24 protein-coding genes are annotated in these 26,064 nt (G+C 31.1%); 18 read left to right on the forward strand and 6 right to left on the reverse strand.

Features of this window, described 5'->3' with window-relative positions:
* Positions 1 to 60 precede the first annotated feature (60 nt).
* A complete protein-coding gene (locus ACMHJW_RS03085) occupies positions 61 to 729 on the forward strand; it encodes a GIN domain-containing protein (protein WP_413531953.1) in 669 nt (222 codons plus the stop codon).
* A gap of 39 nt (positions 730 to 768) precedes the next feature.
* Here ACMHJW_RS03085 and ACMHJW_RS03090 read toward each other — a convergent pair whose 3' ends face one another.
* Both ACMHJW_RS03090 and ACMHJW_RS03095 read right to left on the reverse strand, forming a co-directional pair.
* Positions 769 to 1,860, reverse strand: a complete 1,092-nt coding sequence (locus tag ACMHJW_RS03090) for a DUF3810 family protein (RefSeq protein WP_413531954.1) — start codon at positions 1,858 to 1,860, stop codon at positions 769 to 771.
* Complete coding sequence (locus ACMHJW_RS03095; RefSeq protein WP_413531955.1) at positions 1,841 to 2,815, reverse strand: bile acid:sodium symporter family protein; 975 nt, start codon at positions 2,813 to 2,815, stop codon at positions 1,841 to 1,843. The genes ACMHJW_RS03090 and ACMHJW_RS03095 overlap by 20 nt, the downstream gene beginning before the upstream one ends.
* Before the next feature lie 150 nt (positions 2,816 to 2,965).
* Between ACMHJW_RS03095 and ACMHJW_RS03100 the strand changes: the two genes are divergently transcribed.
* Together ACMHJW_RS03100 and uvrA are read left to right on the forward strand one after the other, a co-directional pair.
* Positions 2,966 to 3,304, forward strand: a complete 339-nt coding sequence (locus ACMHJW_RS03100) for a hypothetical protein (protein ID WP_413531956.1) — start codon at positions 2,966 to 2,968, stop codon at positions 3,302 to 3,304.
* 129 nt (positions 3,305 to 3,433) lie between these two features.
* Complete coding sequence (gene uvrA / locus ACMHJW_RS03105) at positions 3,434 to 6,235, forward strand: excinuclease ABC subunit UvrA (RefSeq protein ID WP_413531957.1); 2,802 nt, start codon at positions 3,434 to 3,436, stop codon at positions 6,233 to 6,235.
* A gap of 43 nt (positions 6,236 to 6,278) precedes the next feature.
* Here the strand turns inward: uvrA and ACMHJW_RS03110 are convergent, their stop codons facing one another.
* Positions 6,279 to 6,743 carry an OsmC family protein gene (locus ACMHJW_RS03110; protein WP_413531958.1) on the reverse strand — a complete coding sequence of 155 codons (465 nt, stop codon included), beginning with the start codon at positions 6,741 to 6,743 and terminating at the stop codon, positions 6,279 to 6,281.
* Positions 6,744 to 6,939: 196 nt separating this feature from the next.
* On the opposite strand from ACMHJW_RS03110, the gene ACMHJW_RS03115 reads away from it, so the two are divergent.
* Positions 6,940 to 9,135 (forward strand): B12-binding domain-containing radical SAM protein, encoded by a 2,196-nt coding sequence (locus ACMHJW_RS03115; protein ID WP_413531959.1) that lies wholly within the window; start codon positions 6,940 to 6,942, stop codon positions 9,133 to 9,135.
* Positions 9,136 to 9,180: 45 nt separating this feature from the next.
* Here ACMHJW_RS03115 and ACMHJW_RS03120 read toward each other — a convergent pair whose 3' ends face one another.
* The 3 genes from ACMHJW_RS03120 to ACMHJW_RS03130 all read right to left on the reverse strand — a co-directional run bounded on the left by ACMHJW_RS03120 (position 9,181) and on the right by ACMHJW_RS03130 (position 11,698).
* Positions 9,181 to 9,804: a hypothetical protein gene (locus tag ACMHJW_RS03120; protein ID WP_413531960.1), complete on the reverse strand. Its 624-nt coding sequence runs from the start codon at positions 9,802 to 9,804 to the stop codon at positions 9,181 to 9,183.
* 75 nt (positions 9,805 to 9,879) lie between these two features.
* Positions 9,880 to 10,590: a hypothetical protein gene (locus tag ACMHJW_RS03125; protein ID WP_413531961.1), complete on the reverse strand. Its 711-nt coding sequence runs from the start codon at positions 10,588 to 10,590 to the stop codon at positions 9,880 to 9,882.
* 100 nt (positions 10,591 to 10,690) lie between these two features.
* Positions 10,691 to 11,698: a hypothetical protein gene (locus ACMHJW_RS03130; protein ID WP_413531962.1), complete on the reverse strand. Its 1,008-nt coding sequence runs from the start codon at positions 11,696 to 11,698 to the stop codon at positions 10,691 to 10,693.
* A gap of 287 nt (positions 11,699 to 11,985) precedes the next feature.
* Here ACMHJW_RS03130 and ACMHJW_RS03135 point away from each other — a divergent pair, with 287 nt between their 5' ends.
* From ACMHJW_RS03135 to paaI, 14 genes are all read left to right on the forward strand, one after another.
* Positions 11,986 to 13,143 (forward strand): homogentisate 1,2-dioxygenase, encoded by a 1,158-nt coding sequence (locus tag ACMHJW_RS03135; protein ID WP_413531963.1) that lies wholly within the window; start codon positions 11,986 to 11,988, stop codon positions 13,141 to 13,143.
* Positions 13,144 to 13,235: 92 nt separating this feature from the next.
* Positions 13,236 to 14,366 (forward strand): 4-hydroxyphenylpyruvate dioxygenase, encoded by a 1,131-nt coding sequence (gene hppD / locus ACMHJW_RS03140; protein ID WP_413531964.1) that lies wholly within the window; start codon positions 13,236 to 13,238, stop codon positions 14,364 to 14,366.
* 293 nt (positions 14,367 to 14,659) lie between these two features.
* The gene (locus ACMHJW_RS03145) at positions 14,660 to 15,919 is read left to right on the forward strand and encodes a dihydrolipoamide acetyltransferase family protein (RefSeq protein WP_413531965.1); all 1,260 of its coding nucleotides are present in this window, start codon (positions 14,660 to 14,662) and stop codon (positions 15,917 to 15,919) included.
* Positions 15,920 to 15,924: 5 nt separating this feature from the next.
* Positions 15,925 to 17,979 (forward strand): thiamine pyrophosphate-dependent enzyme, encoded by a 2,055-nt coding sequence (locus tag ACMHJW_RS03150; protein ID WP_413531966.1) that lies wholly within the window; start codon positions 15,925 to 15,927, stop codon positions 17,977 to 17,979.
* Positions 17,980 to 18,098: 119 nt separating this feature from the next.
* The gene (locus tag ACMHJW_RS03155; protein ID WP_413531967.1) at positions 18,099 to 19,436 is read left to right on the forward strand and encodes a phenylacetate--CoA ligase family protein; all 1,338 of its coding nucleotides are present in this window, start codon (positions 18,099 to 18,101) and stop codon (positions 19,434 to 19,436) included.
* A 5-nt stretch (positions 19,437 to 19,441) separates the two neighbouring features.
* Entirely contained in the window at positions 19,442 to 20,014 is a 573-nt protein-coding gene (locus tag ACMHJW_RS03160; protein WP_413531968.1) for a TetR/AcrR family transcriptional regulator, read from the forward strand.
* Position 20,015: 1 nt separating this feature from the next.
* Positions 20,016 to 21,098 carry a 1,2-phenylacetyl-CoA epoxidase subunit PaaE gene (paaE, locus tag ACMHJW_RS03165; protein ID WP_413531969.1) on the forward strand — a complete coding sequence of 361 codons (1,083 nt, stop codon included), beginning with the start codon at positions 20,016 to 20,018 and terminating at the stop codon, positions 21,096 to 21,098.
* Positions 21,099 to 21,119: 21 nt separating this feature from the next.
* Complete coding sequence (gene paaA / locus ACMHJW_RS03170; RefSeq protein WP_413531970.1) at positions 21,120 to 22,085, forward strand: 1,2-phenylacetyl-CoA epoxidase subunit PaaA; 966 nt, start codon at positions 21,120 to 21,122, stop codon at positions 22,083 to 22,085.
* A 4-nt stretch (positions 22,086 to 22,089) separates the two neighbouring features.
* Positions 22,090 to 22,377, forward strand: coding sequence for a 1,2-phenylacetyl-CoA epoxidase subunit PaaB (gene paaB, locus ACMHJW_RS03175; protein ID WP_413531971.1), 288 nt, complete (start codon positions 22,090 to 22,092; stop codon positions 22,375 to 22,377).
* Positions 22,378 to 22,381: 4 nt separating this feature from the next.
* Complete coding sequence (paaC, locus tag ACMHJW_RS03180) at positions 22,382 to 23,158, forward strand: 1,2-phenylacetyl-CoA epoxidase subunit PaaC (protein WP_413531972.1); 777 nt, start codon at positions 22,382 to 22,384, stop codon at positions 23,156 to 23,158.
* Positions 23,152 to 23,640, forward strand: coding sequence for a 1,2-phenylacetyl-CoA epoxidase subunit PaaD (gene paaD, locus ACMHJW_RS03185; RefSeq protein WP_413531973.1), 489 nt, complete (start codon positions 23,152 to 23,154; stop codon positions 23,638 to 23,640). Before paaC ends, paaD begins: the two co-directional genes overlap by 7 nt.
* Positions 23,641 to 23,647: 7 nt before the next feature.
* Entirely contained in the window at positions 23,648 to 24,433 is a 786-nt protein-coding gene (locus tag ACMHJW_RS03190; protein ID WP_413531974.1) for an enoyl-CoA hydratase-related protein, read from the forward strand.
* A 3-nt stretch (positions 24,434 to 24,436) separates the two neighbouring features.
* Positions 24,437 to 25,594: a 3-hydroxyacyl-CoA dehydrogenase NAD-binding domain-containing protein gene (locus tag ACMHJW_RS03195; protein WP_413531975.1), complete on the forward strand. Its 1,158-nt coding sequence runs from the start codon at positions 24,437 to 24,439 to the stop codon at positions 25,592 to 25,594.
* A 15-nt stretch (positions 25,595 to 25,609) separates the two neighbouring features.
* On the forward strand, positions 25,610 to 26,023 hold the full coding sequence (paaI, locus tag ACMHJW_RS03200; RefSeq protein ID WP_413531976.1) for a hydroxyphenylacetyl-CoA thioesterase PaaI: 414 nt from the start codon (positions 25,610 to 25,612) through the stop codon (positions 26,021 to 26,023).
* Positions 26,024 to 26,064 lie beyond the last annotated feature (41 nt).

Raw genomic sequence — 26,064 nt, forward strand, 5'->3', positions numbered from 1 at the left:
AAGTTTTCTTTTTTGGTTTGAAATTTGTTTAAATTCATGCCAAATTAGAAAACTTTTTTTATGAAAAATATTGTTTTATCAGCAGTAGCTTTATTATGTTCATCTTTTGCATTTGCTCAAGAAGAAATAAATATCGGAGATTTTAATATCTTAAAAGTTTATGATAAAATTCCAGTTGAATTAATTTCTTCAAATAAAAATTTAGTAGAATTGGATGGAATTAACGCAAGTGACATTCAAGTTGAAAATAATAAAGGAGAACTGAGATTGAAAATGACTGGAACAAAATTGATGCAAGGAGGAGAAGCTTCTGTTAAGGTTTATTACAAATCGTTGTACGAAATTCAGGCAAGTCAAGGATCTCGCATATATTCAGATGATGTTGTAAAAGCACAATCATTGTATTTAACATCTAACGAAGGTTCATCAATCAAATTACCAGTTAAAACATCAAAATTAGAAGTTAAAATAAACTCTGGAGCAGAAGTTATTTTGAAAGGTGATGCTGAATTTCAAACTGTAATTGCTAATTCTGGCGGAAAATATTACTCAAAAACATTGAATTCTGATACAGCAAGTTTCACAACAAATGCGGGTGGAGTAATTGAAGGTCGTGCAGAAAAATCTGTTGATGCTAAAACAAGAGCAGGAGGAGTGATTGATATTTATGGAAATCCAGATCAACGTAATCAGAAAAAAATTGCTGGAGGAAGAATCAATTTTAAATAATTGAAATTTTAAAACTCTATTATAATAGAAAAGCAACGATTAATTCGTTGCTTTTTTTGTTTGATAAAACAAGTAAATCAATTCTACATATTTGCTATAACTTATTGTTCCTTCTTGATTATTCGCCTTCAGAAATTGATTATTCAATTCAGAAAAAGTATCACTTGTTTTGCCTTCATATTTCAAATAATACTTTATTTCTGCTTTTCGATCTTGTTTAATTTTTGAATACATATTATCCAATTCCATTTTTACAAAATAAGGATCAGATTTATAAATCGCTCCTAAGAGCGTATAAATACTTTTGTAATAAACCGAATAATTTATTTCAGGATTATTGGATTTTGTTCCTAAATAATAAGCCAAAAAATTAGCTTCACTTTCTGATGCAAATCCCATTTGATGTCCATATTCGTGAAAAAGTGTAGCAGGTTGTTTCAGATTTGTGTTGTATTTATTCAAATTTGCTTCAACTGTGAAAGGATTATAATAACCTAAAATTCCCATATAATTTTGCATCTCCGAAATCCAAGATAATTTATAATGCGAATCTTTTAATAAACGATAATTTTTCAACCATTTCACATCTCTTATTTGAGCTTGTAAAGCAAAAAAATCTTGATTATAATCTTCTAAATTCGATTTGAATTTTATAGTTGTTGTTGAATCATTACTTTCAATTAAATTCCTTGCTGATATAGCTTTATCAAGTTCGTTGCAATAAATTTCTTTTAGAATTTTGGGTTGAATAACAATTTCTTTTTTATCGATGGTTAATGTTTCTTTTTTGTACATAACGCCCCAAGAAAATGTGTAAACAAAGTAGATGCAATTAACAAAAATCATGATAAGAAATACTGAATGCGAAATTTTTTCTTTGGTTATAAAAATGCTACGAATCAATTTAAAAATCAATACAAAAGCGATTATTCCAATCGATAAATAAAATAATTCGCCTATTGGAAAATTTACTGAATTGGTTATTTTCGCAATAAACGCAGAAATGGGAAATGTAAAATAATTAATTACAAAATCATTAACGCTTTCTATTGAAAATAAAATAGAAAATAGAATGATTTGAATTAGAAAAATAAGGAAACTTAGATAAGTTTTATTCAATTTCTTTAGCATATTGGTTGGCGATATAACTGATATAAATTAATTGAAAAGTGTGATAAAGCATAATCGGAATCAAATAAATGCCGATATCACCTGTAAAAATAACAGCAGCAATTACCGAACCATGAACCAATGATTTTTTAGTCGAACAAAATTGAATTGTAATGTCATCTTCTCGATTAAATTTCATCTTCTTAGCAATCCATTTAGAAAGATAGAAAAAGAAGAAAAATAAAGCAATTACAATAACAGAAACAGCCAATATTGGAAGAACGCCTATTTTAGTAAATAATCCGTCCAAAAAAGTATGACTAAAACTATTGTAAACAATAAGTATAATGGTAAGTTTATCTAAATTCCCAAATTGCTTTTTGTATTTATTATAAAAAATTCCTAAATATGGTTGTAGAAGTGCACCAACAAAAACGGGTAAAATAATTTTAAACACCAAATCCAAAAAAGTTTCTAATAAATTAAAATCACCATTACTTTTTGATAAGAACAAACTCATCCAAAGCGGCGTAACAACAATACCAATTAACCCAGAAATACTCGCATTAAAAATAGCACTTGGTATATTTCCCTTTGCAATAGAAACCATTACAACAGAAGAAGAAACAGTACTTGGCAAAGCAGCTAAATAAAATATTGCAATGTAAAAGGTAATATAAATGGGATAAATCTTCACCAAAGGATAAAAAAGCAAAACAAGTAATGGGAAGAAAATAAATGTAATGGATTGAATCAAAAGATGCATTTTCCAATTTATTAAATCCTTGAAAACTTCTTTCCAATTAAGTTTTAACCCATAAAAAAAGAAAACTAAAATAACACCAATGTTTATTATCGTATTTAGATCAATAGATTTGTAAGACCATAAACTAATATTGGGAAAGAAATATGCAACGATAATAGCAATAAATAAAAATAGAATAAAAGGGTCGGGTAGTTTGTTTAAAATTTTCAAAATCAATATAATTTAAACAAAAATAATAAATATGATAAACATTATTCAAATATTTCAGAGTTTGATTTGAAGAAAACAGAAGCAATGTTAAGTATTTGTAAATTGGATATCTTTTTATATATTTGTGTACTCAACCTATATAACTATCTTATGAATACATGCCTGCAATGTAACCAAACATTATTTGGTAGAAAAGACAAAAAATTTTGTAACGACTTTTGTCGAAATTCTTACAACAATAATCTTAATCGCGACAAAGTTGAAATTGTTCGAAATATAAACAACAGATTAAGAAAGAATAATCGTATATTAAAAACTTTATTAGATGAAGGAACTCGTTCAGTAAATAAAAATGAATTGAGTTTAAGAAACTTTGATTTCAAATATATTACTAATGTAGATGATTCAAAAAATGGCATAATTTTTTATGTATACGATGTAGGATATCAAAAATTGGATAACGAAAATTATTTATTATTTCAGGAATAAATTTTTATTTTTTTATTAAAAAAGCGTGTTGACTAGTCAACGCGCTTTTATATTTTCTACCATTATTTTATGATGTTTTTTTGTTGCAATTAAGTTTAACTTTCTAAAATGACTTAACTTTGCAAAACGATGAAAAAAGATATCAATCTACTTGATCCGAAAGAGTTTATTCTGATTAAAGGTGCAAAATTGCACAACTTAAAAAACATTGATTTAGCAATACCAAAAAATAAATTGGTTGTGATTACTGGAATGTCAGGTTCTGGAAAATCTACTTTGGCTTTTGATACGTTGTATGCAGAAGGTCAACGTCGTTATGTTGAAAGTTTATCTTCTTATGCGCGCCAGTTTTTAGGAAAATTAGATAAACCTCAGGTTGATTATATAAAAGGAATTGCTCCAGCAATTGCTATTCAGCAAAAAGTAAATTCGACGAATCCTAGATCTACAGTTGGAACAACAACGGAAGTTTACGATTATTTAAAATTGTTGTATGCTCGTATCGGAAAAACATATTCGCCAATTACAGGAGAATTAGTTCAAAAAGATTCCGTAACAGATGTGGTTGATTATTTGAAAACTTTTGCTGCTGAAACTAAATTTATTCTTCAAATAAAATTGGTTGTTCCTGAAGAACGTACTTTCTCAGAACATTTGAATATTCTTCAACAACAAGGTTTTACACGTTTGAATGTTGATGGAAATCAAGTGAAAATTGAGGATTTAATTTCATTTAATTTCGAACCTCAACCAGAAAATGATGTTCATCTCGTAATTGATAGAATCGCATTGCCAACTGAAGACGAAGAATCGTTTTATCATCGATTAGCAGATTCTATAGAAACGGCGTTTTTCGAAGGAAAAGGAGAAATAGCTGTTGTTAATGTCGAAAATAATTCTGTAAAATATTTTTCAAATAAATTCGAATCAGATGGTTTAATTTTTAACGTTCCAACGATTCATTTCTTTAGTTTCAATAATCCTTATGGAGCTTGTCCTACTTGTGAAGGTTATGGAAAAGTTATTGGAATTGAAGAAAATCTTGTTGTTCCAAATAAATCGTTATCAATATATGAAGATGCAGTTGTAGCTTGGAAAGGTGAGAAGATGAGCGAATGGAAAAATCATTTTATTAAATTATCTCAAAAAGTAGATTTTCCAATACATAAACCATATTTTGAATTAACTGAAGAACAAAAGGATTATTTGTGGAGTGGAGATAAAGATTGGGAAGGATTGAATGGTTTCTTTAAAATGGTTGAAGAAAATACCTACAAAATTCAATATCGTGTTATGTTGTCTCGTTACAGAGGAAAAACAACTTGTCCTACTTGCAAAGGAAAGCGTTTGCGCAAGGAAACAAATTACGTAAAAATTGCAGGCAAATCAATAAATGATTTGGTCGATTTGCCATTGAATGAATTGAATGATTTCTTTACAAGTATTAAATTTAATGAATATGATCAACAAATAGCAAATCGTATTATTTATGAAATTAAATCACGATTAACTTTTTTATTAGATGTTGGTTTAGAATATTTAACATTAAATAGAGCTTCGAATACTTTATCTGGTGGAGAATCTCAACGTATCAATTTAGCAACTTCTTTAGGAAGTAGTTTGGTTGGTTCTATGTATGTTTTAGACGAACCTTCGATTGGATTACATTCGCGCGATACAGAAAAATTTATTACAATTTTACAACGCTTACGCGATTTAGGTAATACAGTTATTGTGGTAGAACACGACGAAGATATTATGAAAGCTGCAGATTATATCATAGATATTGGTCCGGAAGCTGGAACAAATGGAGGAGAAGTCGTTTTTGAAGGAACATATGATGAATTATTAAAAGCAGATACATTAACATCGAAATATTTGAATGGAAAGTTAGAGATTGAAGTTCCTAAAAATCGTTTAAAATCTAAAAACTATTTAAAAATTATAGGAGCAAGAGAAAACAATCTGAAAAATATTGATGTTAAATTTCCTCTAAATCAATTAACTGTTATTACAGGAGTTTCAGGTTCTGGAAAATCTACTTTGATGAAAGATATCTTAGTTCCTGCTGTTCAGCGTCATTTTGAAATTTTCGGAAATAAAATTGGTGATTTTGATGAACTAATTGGAGATCTTAAACAATTGGAAGGAATTGAATTAATTGATCAAAATCCAATCGGAAAATCTTCGCGTTCCAATCCAGTAACTTATGTAAAAGCTTATGATGATATCCGAAATTTATTCGCTTCGCAAAAAGCAAGTAAAGTCATGGGATTTCAACCAAAACATTTTTCGTTTAATGTAGATGGCGGCCGTTGTGATACATGTAAAGGAGAAGGAACAATTACCATTGAAATGCAGTTTATGGCAGATGTGGAATTGGTTTGTGAAGATTGTCATGGCGAACGTTTCAAGAAAGAAATTTTAGAAGTTAAATTCGAGGGAAAATCTATTTCAGATATTCTAAATTTAACAATAGACGATGCTATTGCTTTTTTCAGAGAACATCAACAAAATAAAATTGTCGAAAAATTAGAACCTTTACAAAAAGTTGGTTTGGGTTATGTAAAACTTGGACAATCGTCTAATACACTTTCTGGTGGAGAAGCGCAGCGTGTAAAGTTGGCTTACTTTTTAACGAAAGGAGAAACGACAAACAAAATCTTGTTTATTTTCGATGAGCCTTCTACAGGTTTACATTTTCATGATATTCAGAAATTAATTAAAGCTTTACGTGCTTTGATTGATTTGGGACATTCTGTTTTTGTAATCGAGCACAATATGGATATTATAAAAGTCGCCGATTGGGTAATAGATCTTGGTCCAGAAGGAGGAAAGAAAGGAGGTTATTTAGTTGCAGAAGGAACTCCAGAAGAAGTGATAAAAATAAATGAATCTTATACAGCTCAATTCTTGAAAGAGAAATTGTAGCTAAAAAAATAACAAATTAAATAAAACCGAGTTTATCTCGGTTTTATTTTGCTTTACATTCAGCATAGTGATAAACAGGGAAATTGCATGAATTCGCAATGAAACATAATTCGTTTGCCTTTTTATGAAGTGAAAGAGCCAAATCTATTTGTGTTGCATCAGCAATAATGACTTTTGGAAACAAATCCACTTTTATAATCTTTCCACTTCCATCAGCATTTACTTGCAATGTGGCTTCCGAATGATCGCTATAAGAAAGGATATCAATTTTATTTTGCGCACAACAATATAGATAAGACATCATATGGCAAGAAGTCAAACTACTTAACAATAAATCCTCGGGATTATATAAATTTGGATCGCCTTTAAATGCTTTTGCAGCAGAAACTTCCAAATCAGCTTTTCCTTCAATCGAAATGGAATGACTTTTTGTGTAAATTCTAGTTGAAGAAGTTGTTTTCGATTCTTTCTTTATCCAACTTAATGCAACTTTAAATAAATGATTCAATGGTTAAATTTTAATCAAAAATAATCTTTTTAAAGTACTATTTTAGTATCAATTCTTTAAAATTACTTATAAGCTAAAAGATTATTCAACAAAAGAAAGTTGAGGTTATTTGATGATATTTTTAATCTGAAAAATAATTCCTGAAAACTGAAAATTTTCTTTTATCAATGCGTATTTTTGCAACAAATTTCAACGATTGAAAACGGATCTTTTATTAATCACGCCACCTTTCACACAATTAAATACACCTTATCCAGGAACAGTTTACTTAAAAGGATTTTTAAACACACTTTCATATTCAACATTTCAAGCAGATTTAGGTTTAGATGTAATCTTACAATTATTTTCTAGAAAAGGTTTAATTGAATTGTTTGAATTTATTCAAAATCAAGAGATTGAATTAGGTGATAATAGTAAAAGAATGGTGATGTTATGCGATGAATATATCGCTACAATAGATCCTGTTATTCGATTTTTACAAGGCAAAAATTCAACCTTGGCAGATTCTATTATTCAAGATGGATATTTACCAGAAGCTTCTCGTTTTGCTGAAATAGAAGATTTAGAATGGGCTTTTGGTTCAATGTCTTTTCAAGATAAAGCGAAACATTTGGCAACATTGTATTTAGAAGATTTATCGGATTTAATTATTGAAACGGTTGATGAAAATTTTGGTTTCTCTCGTTATGCCGAACGTTTGGGAAGATCGGCAAATTCTTTTGACGAACTGTATGAAGCATTACAAAAAGAACCAACTTATATTGATAAAATTACGCTTTCTGAATTAGAAAAATTAATTCAAAAAACGAATCCAAAAATGATTGGTTTTTCGGTTCCTTTTCCTGGGAATTTATATTCAGCTTTTCGTTGTGCACAATATATCAAAACAAATTATCCAGAAATTGTTGTGGATATGGGCGGTGGTTTTCCAAATACAGAGTTGCGATCTTTAAGTGATTCGCGCGTTTTTGAATTTTTCGATTTCATTACGTTGGATGATGGTGAAGCACCAACCGAACAATTATTAAAATATATTAATAAAGAAGTTGAAATTTCTGATTTAAAAAGAACTTTTGCTCTTCAAAATAATCAAGTTTCTTATATTAATAATCAAACAATTCGCGATTATAAATTCAGCGAAGTGGGAACGCCAGATTATACAGATATCAAATTGGATCAATATATTTCTGTAATCGAAATTGTCAATCCTATGCATCGTTTGTGGAGTGATGGACGTTGGAATAAGTTGACGATGGCGCATGGTTGTTATTGGGGAAAATGTACATTTTGTGATATTTCGTTAGATTATATCAAAATTTATGAGCCAATTGCAGCAAAACAAATTGTTGATCGAATGGAGGAGTTGATTGAAACAACTCAAAATACAGGATTTCATTTTGTTGACGAAGCTGCTCCTCCAGCATTAATGCGAGAAGTAGCTTTAGAAATTCTTCGAAGAAAATTAACCGTAACTTGGTGGACAAATATTCGTTTTGAGAAAAGTTTTACGTATGATTTATGCCGATTATTGAAAGCTTCTGGTTGTATTGCTGTGTCTGGCGGTTTGGAAGTTGCTTCAGATCGATTATTAAAATTGATTGATAAAGGTGTAACAGTGGAACAAGTAGCGGTTGTGAATCGAAATTTTACCGAAGCTGGAATTATGGTACATGCTTATTTGATGTATGGTTTTCCAACACAAACAAAACAAGAAACGATTGATAGTTTGGAAATGGTTCGTCAAATGTTTGAATTGCAAATTCTTCAATCCGGATTTTGGCATCAATTTGCAATGACAGCTCATAGTCCAGTTGGTTTGAATCCTGAAAAATATCAAGTGATTAATCATAGCACCGAATTAGGAACTTTTGCGAATAATGATATGGTTCACGAAGAAAAATCTGGTTTAATTCATGATCAATTTTCGTATGGATTAAAGAAATCTTTGTTCAATTATATGCACGGAGTTGGTTTTGAATTATCTTTAAATGAATGGTTCGATTTTAAAGTACCAAGAACATCTATTCAACCAAACTACATAGAAGCGGTTTTGAATAATGAATTATTTGTTACACATAAACCAAATCAGAAAATAGTTTGGTTAGGAGGAAAGCCTCAAATAGAATTTGTTACTAAAACCAAGAAAGGAAAAACTTTTGAGAATGCTGTTTTACAATTTCATACAAAACAAGATTATCTCGAAATAGTTGTGGAGAAAGAAATAGGAGAATGGTTGATTGATTTTATTCAGTATTTGAAAGAAAGTCCGAAAGGAGTTTCTTATCAAAAAATGAAAGAAAACTTTGAAGAAAAAGTACAAACCGATTTTGAACTTTTTATCTATTCAAAACAAGCAGAAAAATTAAAAGAAGTCGCTTTACTTATTGTATAAACATAAAAAAACCTTGAATTTTCAAGGTTTTTTATGTTATATAAATTAATTTTGATCAAATGATTTTAAAGTTCCGTCTGCATTAAACATTCCTGTATAGTTGCCTCTTGTTCCTTCAACACTTGCCATCCATCTTAATTCTCCTGTAGCAGGATTCATTGCATAATAAAGAGCTGTTAAAGGTTGTGCACCTTCAATATCTTTCGATTTGTCTTGAACTTGTTTGTTGATATTTGCAACAGTTTCAAATTTGATATCGCTTAAAGGAAAAACATTGTCATCCATGCTTCCTCCTCCAGAAATCTGAACTGGTTGTGGTTCTTGCCATTTTCCATTTTGAAACAAATATTCATCGACGTTTTCTGATTTTTCTGGATCTTGAATAGCTAATTTTATTCTTCCATCTTCGTAAAAATAAACTTGTTGAAATACTTTAATATCTTTTCCTTTGAATTTTGGTAATTCCTTCAATTCCTTTTCAGCTTTGTTTAATAAAGTAACATCAGCTAACAAATTTGAAGTAGAAATAGCTTCTCCTGAATCATTTCCAGTTTCGTTGTTTTTTGCTTCAACATTTTCAATATCAGTTTGAGAATCTTTTTTTTCATTCTTACAAGAAGTGAAAACGAAGGCAGAAATAGCTAAAATTGCAAATAAATTCTTTTTCATAATGTTTATGTTTTTATACGTACAAATTTAGTTTGCCAAATACATCACACAATCACTAATAATAGGGAATTTAGTTTATTCAATTTTTATCTTTATTGGAATCGTGTATTTTACTTCAACTTTATTATTATTTTGATCTAATGCTGGGATGATTAGTTTATTTTCTTTTTGTAACCTATCGATGAGCTTTTCGAAAGACTTTTTAGAAGCATCACCTAAATCTTTATCACCTTCGGATGAAATATTAGTAATCTTTCCGTTTGTATCAATAGTAAAGTTTAATTTCGTGCTTATTAACCCATAAATATTATTTTTTGCAGCATTATTCGCAAAGCGTTGTAAATTATTTTTTAAATCATTCGATATTTTATATGATAAACATGACATTGCGTCGTAGTTACTTATTTTCGCTTGTTCTTCACAACCAGGATAAATAGGAGCTTTAGTAAAGGTTTGATTATTAACGATTGCATTAGGCTGAACTGTAGGTGCAACTTCTTTTTCTGTTTCATTAACCTGCTTAGAAATAGGTTTTTTGTTTATTACTTTATTTTTTATTTTAGGAACTTCTTGCTTTGTAATTTTTGGTTCGTTTTCTTTATCAATTTTGTTTTCTTTCACAACAGTTATAGAGTCAACTTTTGAGATAGAATCTTGCTTTTTAGTGTCTAAATTATTGTTTAAAATGCTTGATTCAGTTTTTGTTTTTATATTTTCTTCTTTCTTTTTACAAGTAGAAAATAATAATGCTATTCCGACTAATAATATAAATTGATATTTTTTCATTGTAATTTGGTTAAGATTTCAAATTTAACTCATTTTCAAAACTAAATTTATCGCTAGAAGTAGGGGTTTACATTATTAAAATTAAACCAATTAAAAAGAATTATTCTTTGTAAACTAATAATCTTTTTAAGGATTGATTAATAAATTCAAATTGGATATTATCATTCCCTTTTTTGAATTCAACATTAAATTTTGCCGTATTATCAGATTCTTCGTCTCCAACATTTTGGTACCATTGTGCATTATATCGAGCAAAAATATTTTTACATTCTGTCATAGAAGTCTCATTGAAAACAACATTAAAAGGTAAACCAGAAACTGCATCTTCTCCATAATACTGAATTGCATAAAACGGCTTACTATCTTTCATAAATCCATAAATTAAGTTGAAATCATCAAAATCCCAACTCCAGTATTTATCATCTTTACAGGCTTCACAATACAATTCTTTAGGATCAGTTCCTATAATTTTAGTGAAATATTCTTTGTTTGCAGGAAGTTTTATAAAATCATTTTTGAATAACTTCTTTAATATTTTCGATTCAAGTTTTTCAAGTTCTTTAAATTCAAACTGATCTGGTATATCACTAATGTCAAATTCTTCTGAATAATCACTTACAAGACTATCTGTACTTTCATTTATTGTGTAATTATTATTTGTTAAATATGTTTTTATTTCTTCTTCAAGTTTCCCTGTAGATTTTGATTTTTTAGTATCAATAATTTTTTTAGATTCTATATCAGGTTCTATTGATGATAGTTTAACTTTAACTTCTGTTGAATTATTTGGATTGCCATTTATAGAAACTTCCCACTTTGCTTCTTTAATAAATTGCATCTCTTCTGAAGGTTTTTTATACGCTAAACTAAAGTATTCAGAATCTTTATCAACCTTTAATTTCTCTAAAGAAATAGTAGTTTTAAATTCATTTTCTGATGCAACAGCTTCACCAATTCTATCAGTGGGCGTAAAATCATTATTAAAATTAGAAACTAAACTTACGACTTCTTTAAAAGGTTTATTAATACTGAATTTAGTTTCTTGTGCTTTTGTATAAATAGAGAATAATACTATAAAAAGTATTGTAAAGATTTGATTAATTTTCATTTAGGTACTTTTATTAAAGGTATTGAAAATAAGTCTTAAAAAGCATTTTTTTAGAGTGTATTTTGTACAATCAAAAAATGTTTCTATATTTGAGATAACCACAGAAAAGAAATGCAAACAATTAAAGAAAATATAAGACCTTTATTTGTTGGAATGAATAAGCAAACTTCTGCTTTACTTTCCAAAATTGTATTTGCTCAATATTCACATTAGAATGTTGCAGATTATTTGTTGACGACTTTCGTCATCTATTTACCTTTTCATCAAAATAACAAACAAAATACGATATGCCACTTTATCATCATTTGGGAGAATTCCCACAAAAGCGACATACGGTATTCCGAAAACCAAATGGAGAATTATATGCAGAAGAATTAGTTTCTACGCATGGATTTTCGAGTACGTATTCCAATGTTTATCACTGTTATCCGCCAACATTGGTGAAAGCGATAAACGAACCTTATTCGGTAGAACCTAAAATTGCTCGTGCAAAACATTTAAAACATACATCTCTAAAAGGTTTTAAAGTAAAACCTACCAAAGATTATTTAGAATCTCGTGTGCCTGTTTTGGTTAACAATGATTTGCATATTTCATTGGCTGCGCCACAAGAATCGATGACTGATTATTTCTATAAAAATTCGATGGCAGATGAAGTAATTTTTATTCACGAAGGTTCAGGAATTTTAAAAACAGGTTATGGGCAAATCGAATTCGAATATGGAGATTATTTGGTGATTCCACGTGGAATTATTTATCAACTTCATTTCAATGATTCAAATAATCGTTTATTTATTACAGAGTCTTTTAGTCCAGTTGAAACTCCTCGACGTTATCGCAATCATTTTGGACAATTAATGGAGCATTCACCTTTTTGTGAACGAGATATTAAACGCCCACAAAATCTTGAAACCAATGATGAACATGGAGATTTTAAGATTATGATAAAAAAGGAAGGATTGATTTATCCTTATGTTTATGGAACACATCCTTTCGATTTTGTTGGTTGGGATGGTTATCATTATCCATGGGCTTTTTCTATTCATAATTTCGAGCCAATTACAGGACGTATTCATCAGCCGCCACCAGTTCATCAAACTTTCGAAGGTGAAGGATTTGTGATCTGTAGTTTTGTTCCGCGCCTTTTCGATTATCATCCAAATGCAATTCCAGCGCCTTATAATCATAGTAATGTCGATTCTGATGAGATATTATATTATGTTGATGGAGATTTTATGTCGAGAAAATCGGTAGAAAAAGGACAAATTACGTTACATCCAGCAGGAATTCCACATGGTCCGCATCCAGGAACAGTTGAAAAATCTATTGGAGCGAAAGAAACACATGAATTAGCTGTGATGATTGATCCTTTTAGACCGTTAATGTTAACCGAACAGGCTTTGGAAATAGAAGATCCAGATTATTATAAATCTTGGCTTTACTAAGAAATTTTAATTCTAAGTTATTTTCATTTCGTAGTTAGAAGGAATCACAAAACATATTATTACATAATACATCAAAATAAAAACACAATAAAATGAGTACACAAACATTTGCAGAAAAAATAGCATTAGCACAAGATTTTCTTCCAATCAATGGAACAGATTATATCGAGTTTTATGTTGGTAATGCCAAACAATCTGCACATTATTACAAAACAGCTTTCGGATTTCAAGAAGTTGCTTATGCAGGTCCTGAAACAGGAGTAAGAGATAGAGCTTCTTATGTTTTACAACAAGGAAAAATTCGTTTGGTTTTAACTTCTGGTTTAAAATCTGATTCTCCAATTTGCCAGCATGCAATGAAACATGGAGATGGAGTGAAAATTTTAGCACTTTGGGTAGATGATGCGTATGATGCTTTTGAGCAAACAACAAAGCGTGGTGGGAAACCTTATTTAGAGCCAACAACTATTACAGATGAATTTGGAGAAGTAAAAATGGCTGGAATTTATACATATGGTGAAACAGTACATATGTTTATTGAACGTAAAAATTATGATGGTCCTTTTATGCCAGGTTATATAAAATCTGAATCGACATATCAACCAACAGATTGTGGTTTATTATATGTCGATCATTGCGTAGGAAATGTAGGTTGGAATCGTATGAATGATTGCGTAGCTTGGTACCAAGATGTAATGGGATTTGTCAATATTTTATCTTTTGATGACAAGCAAATTAATACAGAATATTCGGCTCTTATGTCCAAGGTAATGAGTAATGGAAATGGTTATTCAAAATTTCCAATTAATGAGCCAGCAGAAGGACAAAAGAAATCTCAGGTAGAAGAATATTTAGATTTTTATGAAGGAGAAGGAGTGCAGCATATTGCAGTTGCTACTAAAGATATTGTGAAAACTGTTACAGAGTTAAAATCTCGCGGAGTTGAGTTTTTATCTGCTCCGCCTGAAGCGTATTACGATATGATTCCTGAACGTGTTGGAGAAATTGATGAAGATATCAAAAAGTTACAAGATCTTGGAATTTTAGTTGATTGTGACGAAGAAGGTTATTTATTACAAATTTTTACAAAACCAGTTGAAGATCGTCCAACATTATTCTATGAAATTATCGAACGACATGGAGCACAATCGTTTGGAGCAGGGAATTTCAAAGCGTTATTCGAAGCGCTAGAAAGAGAACAAGAACGTAGAGGAAATTTATAAAATATTTATTTTTAAAAGCCATTGGATTATTTTTAATGGCTTTTTTATTTAAAGCTCGTTAAGAATACAACAGAATTTTGTGACAGAATTTTAAATAAAAACTCATCAAGTGTATTTTACACATTAAAATAAAAAAAAGTAAGTAAATAAGTGAAAATGAACTAAATTTTAAAAAGAATATCTTGGATGAGATTCTATATTTTGTAAAATAATGAAAGAATAATTTAACTAACATTCATTAGTTTTTGTAAAAAATCATTATCTTCAACGCTGAAAAACTGCAAAAAAACAAAATGAAGAATATAGAACTAACAATCCCAAAATTGGGAGAAAGTGTTGAGTCTGTACAATTGGTTCGTTTTACAAAAAACGTTGGTGATTTCATTCAAGAAGATGAAGTAATTGCCGAAGTTTCGACGGATAAAGTAGATTCTGACGTACCTTCTACAACAGCTGGGAAAATTATTGAATTTAGATTTAATGAAGGAGATGAAATTAAAATAGGAGAAGTTTTCGCCATAATTGAACCTTCAGAAAATCAACAGCAATCAGCTCAAAAAAATATAAGTAGTGAAGAAAAAAAGGTTGAAATTATAACTACTTCACAAACGACAAATTCAATTGATACGAATCAATTTTTATCGCCTTTGGTAAAAAGTATTATTCAAAAAGAGAATCTTCAATCAGCTGATATTTTACAAATAAAAGGTTCTGGTCGAGATGGAAGAATTTCAAAAAATGATGTTTTGAATTATATTGAAAATAAATCATTTATATCAAATGATTCAAGTAATACTTTAGGTGAAAATAATGTAATATCAAGTTCTTCTTTTGGTGCAAAAGACGAAATTATTGAGATGGATAAAATGCGTCAAATGATTTCGAAACACATGAAAAAAAGTAAACAAACTTCTCCTCATGTGACGGCTTATGTTGAACCAGATGTAACGAATTTTGTGAAATGGCGCGAAGAAAACAAAGTCGCTTTTCAAGCAAAATACAATCAGAAATTAACGTTTACGCCGTTAATTGTGGATTGTGTTGTTCGTGCAATTAAAGACTTTCCTATGATTAATGTATCAGTTGATGAAACTGAAACTAAAATAATCAAACACAATGAGATAAATATTGGAATTGCAACAGCTTTACCTAATAATAATTTGATAGTTCCTGTTATTCATCAGGCGAATGAATTAAATTTAGAAGGCTTAGCAAGAAAAGTAAATTCAATTGTAGAAAAAGCTCGAACAAATAAACTTTCACCAGATGATGTTCGTGGAGGAACTTTTACAATTAGTAATGTAGGAACGTTCGGAAATTTGATGGGGACGCCAATTATTAATCAACCAGAAGTAGCAATTTTAGCAACTGGTGTAATTAAGAAAAAACCTGCGGTTTTAGAAACTGAATTCGGTGATATTATTGTAGCAAGACAATTTATGTATTTATCACTCTCATTTGATCATCGTGTGATAGATGGATCGTTAGGAGGAGTTTTCTTGAAACGAATTTCAGATTATATGGAAAATTGGGATATTAACACACAAATTTAATCAGAATGGAAACCACAATATCAACAACAACTTTACTTAAAAAAGCATATGAATTATTGGTTACAGCAAAATCTTTAACCGAATTGTATGAAGAAAATAAAACTGTAACAAGTAAATATGTACACGCGACTTCTCGTGGACACGAAGCTATACAAATTGCTACTGGATTACAATTATTGCCACAAGATTATTTGAGTGCTTATTATCGTGATGATGCAATGTTATTATCAATCGGAATTACACCGTATGAATTAATGTTGCAATTATTAGCGAAACGAGATGATATTTTTTCAGGAGGAAGGACTTATTATTCACATCCAAGTTTACGTCGTGATAATATGCCAAAAATTCCACATCAAAGTAGTGCAACAGGAATGCAGGCGATTCCAACAACAGGAATTGCAATGGGAATGCAATACAAAGAATTAGAAGGGCTTTGCAATGAAGAAATAAAACCAATTGCAGTTTGTTCTTTGGGTGATGCATCTTGTACAGAAGGAGAAGTTGCAGAAGCTTTCCAAATGGCAGCTTTGAAACAATTACCAATTTTATATTTGGTTCAAGATAATGAATGGGATATTTCAGCTTCGGCAGATGAAATTCGTGCGCAAGATATTGCTCAATATGCAAAAGGGTTCAAAGGTTTGGAAGTTTTTGTTGTTGACGGAACTGATTTCTTATCTTCTTATGAAACGGTGCAAAAAGCAATTGAAATTATTCGTACAGAACGTCGTCCAGTTTTGATTCATGCAAAAGTTCCTTTATTGAATCATCATACATCTGGTGTTCGAAAAGAATGGTACAGAGATGATTTGGAAGAAGCTAAAGCTCGAGATCCTTATGATAAATTGAAGTATGTTTTATTAAATGAAGGTTTTGAAAAAGAAGATTTAATCGAAATTGAAACTAAGATAAAAGAACAGGTTCAAGCAGAATATCAAGCAGCTTTGAAGGCGGAAGATCCACAGCCAGAAGATTTATGTACACATGTTTTTGCTCCAACACCGATTACTGAAGAAAAAGGAAATCGTTCACCAGAAGGAAAAGAAAAAACAGTCATGGTAGATTCTGCATTATTTGCGATTCGTGAATTAATGGCAGAACATCCAGAAGCTTTATTATATGGACAAGATGTAGGATTACGTTTGGGAGGAGTTTTTCGTGAAGCAGCAACTTTAGCAAAACAATACGGAAAAAACCGTGTATTTAATACACCAATTCAAGAAGCATTCATTATTGGATCTACTGTTGGAATGTCTGCTGTTGGCTTAAAACCAATCGTTGAGGTGCAATTTGCTGATTACATCTGGCCAGGACTTAATCAATTATTTACTGAAGTGGCTCGTTCTAATTATTTATCAAATGGTAAATGGCCTGTTTCAATGGTTTTGAGAGTTCCAATTGGCGCATATGGTAGTGGAGGTCCATATCATTCAAGTTCAGTTGAAAGTGTTTTGACAAATATAAAAGGAATTAAAATTGCTTATCCTTCAACAGGAGCCGATTTAAAAGGGTTGATGAAAGCTGCATATTACGATCCAAATCCTGTTGTAATGTTAGAGCACAAAGGTTTGTATTGGAGTAAAATAAAAGGAACAGAAGATGCAGCAACAGTTGAACCTGATGAAGATTATGTGTTGCCTTTTGGAAAAGCACGCGAAGTTTTAACTGCTGAATCTTCTCAAAATCATAATTCTGTATCTATTATCACATATGGAATGGGAGTGTATTGGGCAAAACAGGCTGCAAAAAACTTTCCGAATCAAGTTGAAATTATTGATTTGCGAACATTAGTGCCATTAGATGAAGAAACAATTTTTAATAGTGTAAAAAAACACAATCGATGCATTGTTTTGACAGAAGAAGCAAAGCAAAATTCTTTTGCTCAGAGTATTGCAGGGTTAATTAATGAAGAATGTTTTGAATATTTAGATGCGCCAATTCGTGTTTTAGGAGCACAAGATATGCCAGCTATTCCATTAAATTCTATTTTAGAAGAAGAAATGTTACCAAATCCAGAGAAGTTAAAAGTATTGATAAATAATGTTTTAGGTTATTAAAAAGCGTTTTAAAAAATAATAGATGTAATTTTTACACTAAAAAAACTAACAAACGTTAGTTTTTTTAGTTTTTTTGATTAAATTTGTTAGTATCAAAAATCAAAATCTGCAAAAAAATTATGATATTTAATCCTGGTATAGAACAAATGCCAATTGAGAAATTGCGCGTTCTTCAGAATGAGAGACTTCAAAAGATGTTAAAAAAAGTGTACGAAAAAGTACCTTTTTACAAAGAAGCTTTTGATAAAGCTGGTGTAAAACTAGAAGATATTAAAGGTGTTGAAGATTTACATAAATTACCTTTTACCAAGAAAAACCATTTAAGAGAGAATTATCCTTTTGGATTATTTGCAGAACCAAAATCAAACGTTACACGTTTGCATTGTTCAAGTGGAACAACCGGTAAGCCAACAGTAGTTGGATATACAAAAAACGATATTGAATTGTTTTCAGAAGTAGTTGCTAGATCTTTAGCAGCATCAGGATGTGAACCAGGAATGACATTGCAGAATGCTTATGGTTATGGTTTATTTACAGGAGGTTTAGGATTGCATTATGGAGCTGAAAAATTAGGAATGACTGTTGTTCCTATTTCTGGAGGTAATACAGAAAAACAAATAATGTTACTAAAAGATTTTCAGGCTGATGCCATTTGCGCAACACCTTCTTATGCTTTGACAGTTGCCGAAGAAATTAAAAAAAGAGGTGAATCGTTAGAAAATTTTAATTTGAAATTTGCTATTTTAGGTTCTGAACCTTGGTCTGAAGCATTACGTCATGAAGTTGAAGATAGCTTAGGAATAAAAGCATCTAACATTTATGGATTAAGTGAAATTATTGGTCCTGGAGTTTCAAATGAAGATTATGAAGAACAAGGAACAGGTTCTTACATTTGGGAAGATCATTTCTTTCCAGAAATTGTAGACGAAAAAACAGGTGAGCCAGTTCCTTATGGAGAGCCAGGTGTTTTGGTTATTACAACACTTACAAAAGAGGCTTTGCCTTTGGTGCGTTATTGGACAGGAGATATCACAACATTAACTTATGAACATTCTAAGAAAAGAACACATATAAAAATGGGACCAATTATTGGTCGTGCAGATGATATGATGATAATTCGTGGCGTTAATTTCTTTCACACACAAATCGCTGATTTTATTCCAGATTTTCCACAGTTATCTCCAAATTACCAAGTGGTTTTAACGAAACCAAAAAATATGGATGTTGTAGAAGTTGGATTTGAAGTAAATCCTGACTATTTTGCAAAAAAAGGTTTAGCTTGCGAAAATTTGAACGAAGAATCTAATTTAGAATGTTGTAAATTAATCTCAAATATTCATAAAAAAATAAGAGATAACATTGGATTAGGAATGAATGTCAAACTATATCAAGCGAATGAACTTCCAAAAAGTGAAGGTGGAAAATTAAACCGCATTATCGATAATAGACATTTATAATAAATATGCCTAAACAAAGTAAAAGAGAACTGATTATTCAAGAAGCTGCACTAATCTTCAAACAAAAAGGTTATTCGGCAACATCTATGCGAGAATTAGCAGAGAAAGTAGGAATGGAAGCGGCAAGTTTGTACAATCACATTCGTTCGAAAGATGAAATCTTAGAAGAAATTTGTTTTAAAGTAGCCAATCAATATGTTTCTCATATTAGTTCAATTGAAGATACAAAAGAATCAAATGTTCAAAAACTAAGAGATCTTATTCAACTGCATGTTCGAATGATTATTGATGAACCAAATGAAGTTTCTGTAGCGAATAATGATTGGAAAAATTTATCAGAAACCAAAAAGGAATTGTATAAAACAATCCGAAAAGGATATGAAAAAAGAATCGCAAATCTAATTAAATCAGGAATTGAATCAGGAGAGTTTAAAGATCTTAATGTTTCAGTAGCTCTATTTACTTTATTATCATCGTTGCGTTGGATAGAATTATGGTACAAACCAGGGCGAGATATTACGCCAGAACAATTAGAAAACGATTTGATGACATTATTAATTAACGGATTTCAAAAATAATATGGCAATAAATTTTCATAAACTACGCGTCAAAAAAGTTAAAAAAGAAACACCAACTTGTGTGTCTGTTACTTTTGAAGTACCAGAAGATTTAAATCAAAAATTTAAATATAAACATGGTCAATATTTAACGTTCAAGAACCTTCATAATAATGAAGAAATCAGACGTTCATATTCAATTTGCTCTAGTCCTTTGGACGATGAATTGAGAGTCGCTGTAAAGAAAATCGAAGACGGAGTTTTTTCAACTTACATCAATGATCAAATCAAAGTTGGTGATGTTCTTGATGTAATGACTCCACAAGGAAATTTTTTCACAGAATTACACGAAGACAATAAAAAACTATATGTCGGAATTGTAGCGGGATCTGGAATTACACCTGTACTTTCAATCATCAAAACAGTTCTAAAAACAGAACCAAATAGCCAATTTGTGCTATTGTACGGAAATAGAAACAAAGGATCAATCATCTTTAAAGAAGAAATTGAAGCATTAAAAAATAAATACATGCAACGTTTTAGCGTGTACAATATTTTAAGCCGAGAAACAGCTGATGCTGAAATTTTAAGTGGAAGAATTGATAAAGAAAAAATCGAATATTTCTTACAATATATCATAAATCCAGAAGATGTTAGCGAAGTTTTCCTTTGTGGTCCCGAAGAAATGATTTTAAGCGGACGCGATGCATTTGTAGAAGCTGGAGTTGATGCAAAACATTTGCATTTCGAATTATTTTACAGCGCTTCTGCTGAAGCTAAAAAGGTTGAACGTCAAAAAGCGGTTAAGCAATCAAATGATACAATGAGTAAAGTAACCATCAAATTAGATGCAACAGCTTTACAAATTGATTTGGGATACAATGGCGATACAATCTTAGATGCAGCTTTACAAAATGGTGCCGATTTACCTTATGCTTGCAAAGGTGGTGTTTGTGCTACGTGCAAATGTAAAGTAGAGAAGGGTGAAGTAGAAATGGACATCAACTACTCACTTGAGCCAGATGAATTAGAAAGAGGTTTTGTATTAGCTTGTCAAGCTCATCCTCGTTCTGCTGAAGTCGTGGTAGATTTTGATGCCAAATAATCAACTTTAAAAACAGTTAAAATGAGTGCAAAAGAAATTGATTTTCAAGAAATCTTTGACAATAAGATTGAAAATGAAGTTCGTATCGAACCAAAAGATTGGATGCCAGATGCATACCGTAAAACATTAATTAGACAAATATCTCAACATGCTCATTCAGAAATTGTTGGTATGTTGCCTGAAGCAAACTGGATTACAAGAGCTCCTTCTTTAAACAGAAAGAAAATCTTGTTAGCAAAAGTACAAGATGAAGCAGGACATGGTCTATATTTATATTGTGCCGCAGAAACATTAGGAGTTTCTCGAATTCAAACATTAAATGATTTACATTCAGGTAAAGCTAAATATTCATCAATTTTTAATTATCCAACACTTACGTGGGCAGATATAGGAATGATCGGTTGGCTAGTAGATGGAGCTGCAATTTTGAATCAAGTTCCATTATGTAGAACATCTTACGGACCTTATGCTCGTGCAATGGTACGTGTTTGTAAAGAAGAATCATTTCACCAAAGACAAGGTTACGAAGCATTAGTTGTATTATCACAAGGAACACCAGAACAAAAAGCGATGTTGCAAGATGCAATGAATCGTTGGTGGTGGCCTACATTAATGATGTTTGGACCAAAAGATGAAGAATCTTCTAATTCAGAATTATCAATGAAATGGAGAATTAAACGTTTTTCGAATGACGAATTACGTCAACGTTTTGTCGATATATCTATTCCTCAAGCCGAATATTTAGGATTAACAATTCCAGATCCAGATCTAAAATTTAATGAAGAAACAGGACATTACGAATTTGGAGAAATCGATTGGGAAGAATTCTGGAATGTAGTCAAAGGAAATGGAAAATGTAATAAACAACGTTTAGACGCACGCCGAAATGCTCACAACGAAGGAGCTTGGGTTCGAGAAGCAGCTACAGCTTATCACGAAAAAAGAAAACAAAGAGAATTAGAACAAGAACAACGCAAAAACGCATAAAAAGATGGAAAATAGAGATTGGCCTTTATGGGAAGTATTTATTAGAAGTAAACAAGGATTAGATCACAAACACGTTGGTAGTTTACATGCTGCAGATGCTACAATGGCGTTAGAAAATGCACGAGATGTTTACACACGTCGTTTAGAAGGAGTAAGTATTTGGGTTGTTGAATCAGTTAATATTCATGCTTCAAATCCTGATGAATCTGAACAATTCTTTGATCCTGCAGAGGATAAAGTTTATCGTCATCCAACTTTTTATGATGTTCCAGAAGAAATAAAAAATATGTAATTCTATGACAAGTACAGTTTATCAAAACAATCAAAATTACATCGATTTTATTTTGCATTTAGCAGATACAAATCTTATTCTGGCGCAGCGTCTTTGCGAATGGTGTGGTCATGGACCAATTTTGGAACAAGATATTGCAATGTCTAACATGGCATTAGATTTATTGGGACAAACATCAAACTATTACAATTATGCGGCTGAAATGATTGGAAATGGAGCAACAGAAGATACATTGGCAATGTTACGTGAAGAACGTGATTACAAAAATTTATTGTTAGTCGAATTGCCAAATGGACATTTTGGAGATACAGTTGCACGTCAATTCTTTTATTCTAGTTATCACATCTTGTTATTAGAACAATTCTTGAAAGTGAAAGATCTTAAACTGCAATCTATTGCAGAAAAATCACTCAAAGAAGTGAAATATCATTTAAAATGGTCATCAGAATGGATGATTCGTTTGGGTGACGGAACACAAGAATCTCACGATAAAATTCAACAAGCTGTCAATGATATTTTACCTTATGTAAAAGAAGCATTTGTTTTATCAGATTATCAAAAAGCCTTGATAGAAGAAGGATTAATTGACAATCCAGAAGAATTTAAAGCAACTTGGTTAGCAAATGTAAAATCAATTTTAGACGAAGCGACAATTGTTGCTGATGTTGAAAATGCATTTGTTCAAAAAGGAGGGAAAGAAGGAGTTCATACAGAACATCTAGGTTTTATCTTGACAGATTTACAATATTTACAAAGAACATATCCAAATTCGCAATGGTAACAGAAAAAGAAATTTGGCAATTGTTGGAGGAAGTTCCAGATCCAGAAATACCTGTTATCAGTGTTCTTGATTTGGGAGTAGTGCGTAAAGTAGAAATTACAGAAGACGAAAAAGTAAATGTAACGATTACGCCAACATATTCAGGTTGTCCTGCAATGAATGCAATTTCTATTTCTATCCGATTAAAATTAATCGAAAAAGGATTAAAAAATATCAATGTTATCAATCAGTTAAGTCCATCATGGACAACTGATTGGATGACAGAGGAAGGAAAACAAAAAATGAAAGCGTACGGAATTGCGCCGCCAACAAAAAATCCTTCGAGCGATGCGCTCTTTTCTGATGAAGAAAATATCGAATGTCCACAATGCGGATCTCACGATACACGTCTCATCAGCCAATTTGGTTCTACGGCCTGCAAAGCTATGTATCAATGTAATAGTTGCCACGAACCATTTGATTATTTCAAATGTCATCACTAAAAAAATTATGGAAAATTCAACATCAATCCTATACACACAAGAGGGAGGAATTGCTACGATTACGTTGAATCGTCCTTCTGTATTTAACAGTTTTAATCAAGAAATGATTAAATCTCTTCAACATCATTTAGATGTTGCAGCACAAGACGTTTCTGTTCGTGCAGTTATTTTAACAGCTACAGGAAAAGCATTTTGTGCTGGCCAAGATTTAGGCGAAGTATTAGAAGAAAAGGAAATCGATTTCAATAAAATCGTAACAGAAAACTACAATCCATTGGTTCTAAAAATTAGAAATATGGACAAACCAGTTGTTGCTGCTGTAAATGGTGTTGCTGCTGGTGCAGGAGCAAATCTAGCTTTAGCTTGCGACATTGTAGTTGCAAAAGAATCTGCAAATTTTATTCAAGCATTTTCTAAAATTGGTTTAATCCCAGATTGTGGCGGAACTTATTTTTTACCACGTTTAGTTGGACTTCAAAAAGCAACAGCTTTAATGATGCTTGCAGATAAAATTTCTGCAGCAGAAGCGAAAGAAATCGGAATGATTTACGATTATTTTACAGATGATACATTTGAAGCAGAAGTATCGAAAATTGCGAATAAGCTAGCTAGTTTACCAACCAAAGGTTTGGCTTACACAAAGAAGTTATTAAATCAAACTTTTCAAAACTCAATTGAAGAACAATTAAAACAAGAAGGTGTTTTTCAAGATAAAGCAGGTAATACAGCCGATTACAAAGAAGGTGTAAATGCTTTTTTAGAGAAAAGAAATCCAATTTTTAAAGGTGAATAAGAAATGAGAAAAATAGGAATTATTGGTGGAGGAGCAATGGGATCTGGTATTGCGCAAGTTTTTGCTCAATCTGGTCATCCAGTTGTTTTATATGACACAAATAAAGAAGCATTGGATCGTTCGAAACAAAACTTAGCGAAGACTTTCGAGAAGTTAGTGGCGAAAGAAAAATATACAGCTGAAAAAGCACAAGAAATTCAAAATTCAATCGAATATGTAGAAAGTTTAGAACATTTTGCAGACATCGATTTGATGATTGAAGCAATTATAGAAAACTTAGAAATTAAGAAATCAGTTTTCAAGCAAGTCGAAGAAATCGTTTCAGATGATTGTATTTTAGCTTCAAATACATCTTCATTATCAATTGCTTCAATTGCTTCAGTTTGTTTAAAACCAGAACGAGTAATTGGAATTCATTTTTTCAATCCAGCTCCTTTAATGGCTTTGGTAGAAATTATTCCAGCAGTACAAACGAGAGAAGGTTTAGCGGAAGAAATAAAAACGTTAATTCAATCAGTTGGTAAATTTCCAGTAATTACAAAAGACACACCAGGATTTATTGTCAATCGTGTCGCTCGTCCATTCTATAGTGAATCAATCCGTTTATTAGAAGAAGGTGTTGCAGACGAAGAAACAATCGATTTTGCGATGACTTCTTTAGGAGGATTCCGCATGGGACCTTTCGAGTTAATGGATTTTATTGGACATGATGTTAATTATCGTGTAACAGAATCAGTATTCGAATCATTTTTCTATGATCCTCGTTTCAAACCATCATTTTCTCAAAAAAGATTATTCGAAGCAGGATTCTACGGAAGAAAATCAGGGCGCGGATTCTATAATTATGCTGAAGGTGTTGAAAAGAAAGCGCCATCACAAGATCAAGATTTATTAGAAAAAATCTACAAACGTGTTTTAGTTATGTTGATTAATGAAGCAGCCGATGCATTATTCTTGAATATTGCCAATCGTGAAGATTTAGATACAGCAATGACAAAAGGAGTAAACTATCCAAAAGGATTATTGAAATGGGCAGATGAATATGGAATCGAGAATGTGAAGAATGATCTAGATGAATTGTATCATTATTATCATGAAGATCGTTACCGTTTAAGTCCTATTATCCGCAATATGATTAAAGAAAACAAAACATTTTACTAAATAGTTATCAAAGAAATGGAACCACAAAAGTTATTGAATAAAATGCTTGACCACGATAAATTTAGTGAATGGTTAGGTTTAGAAGTAATCGAAGTAAAACCAGGATACGCAAAGTTGAAAGCTAAAATTCGTCCTGAAATGATGAACGGAGTAGGTTCTGTTCATGGCGGAGTTACGTTTGCAATGGCAGATTCAGCTTTCGCTTTTTCATGCAATATGTACAATAATATTTCGGTTGCATTAGATGTTCATATTTCCTTTACAAAAGCAGGAAGAGAAGGAGATATTTTCACAATAGAATCTCAAGAGATTTCTTCAACGAAAAGAACGGGAATATACGATATCAAAGTAACCAATCAACATAATGAATTAATTGCTTTATTCAAAGGAACTTGTTTTAGAACAGGTAAACCTTTAATCGAAGAATAAAAGGTAAGTTTTACGTTATAAATCTTTTGAATATATTGCGT

Origin of the sequence: Empedobacter brevis, from assembly GCF_965118635.1 — a bacterium.
In the GTDB taxonomy this organism is placed as follows: Bacteria; Bacteroidota; Bacteroidia; order Flavobacteriales; family Weeksellaceae; genus Empedobacter; species Empedobacter brevis_A.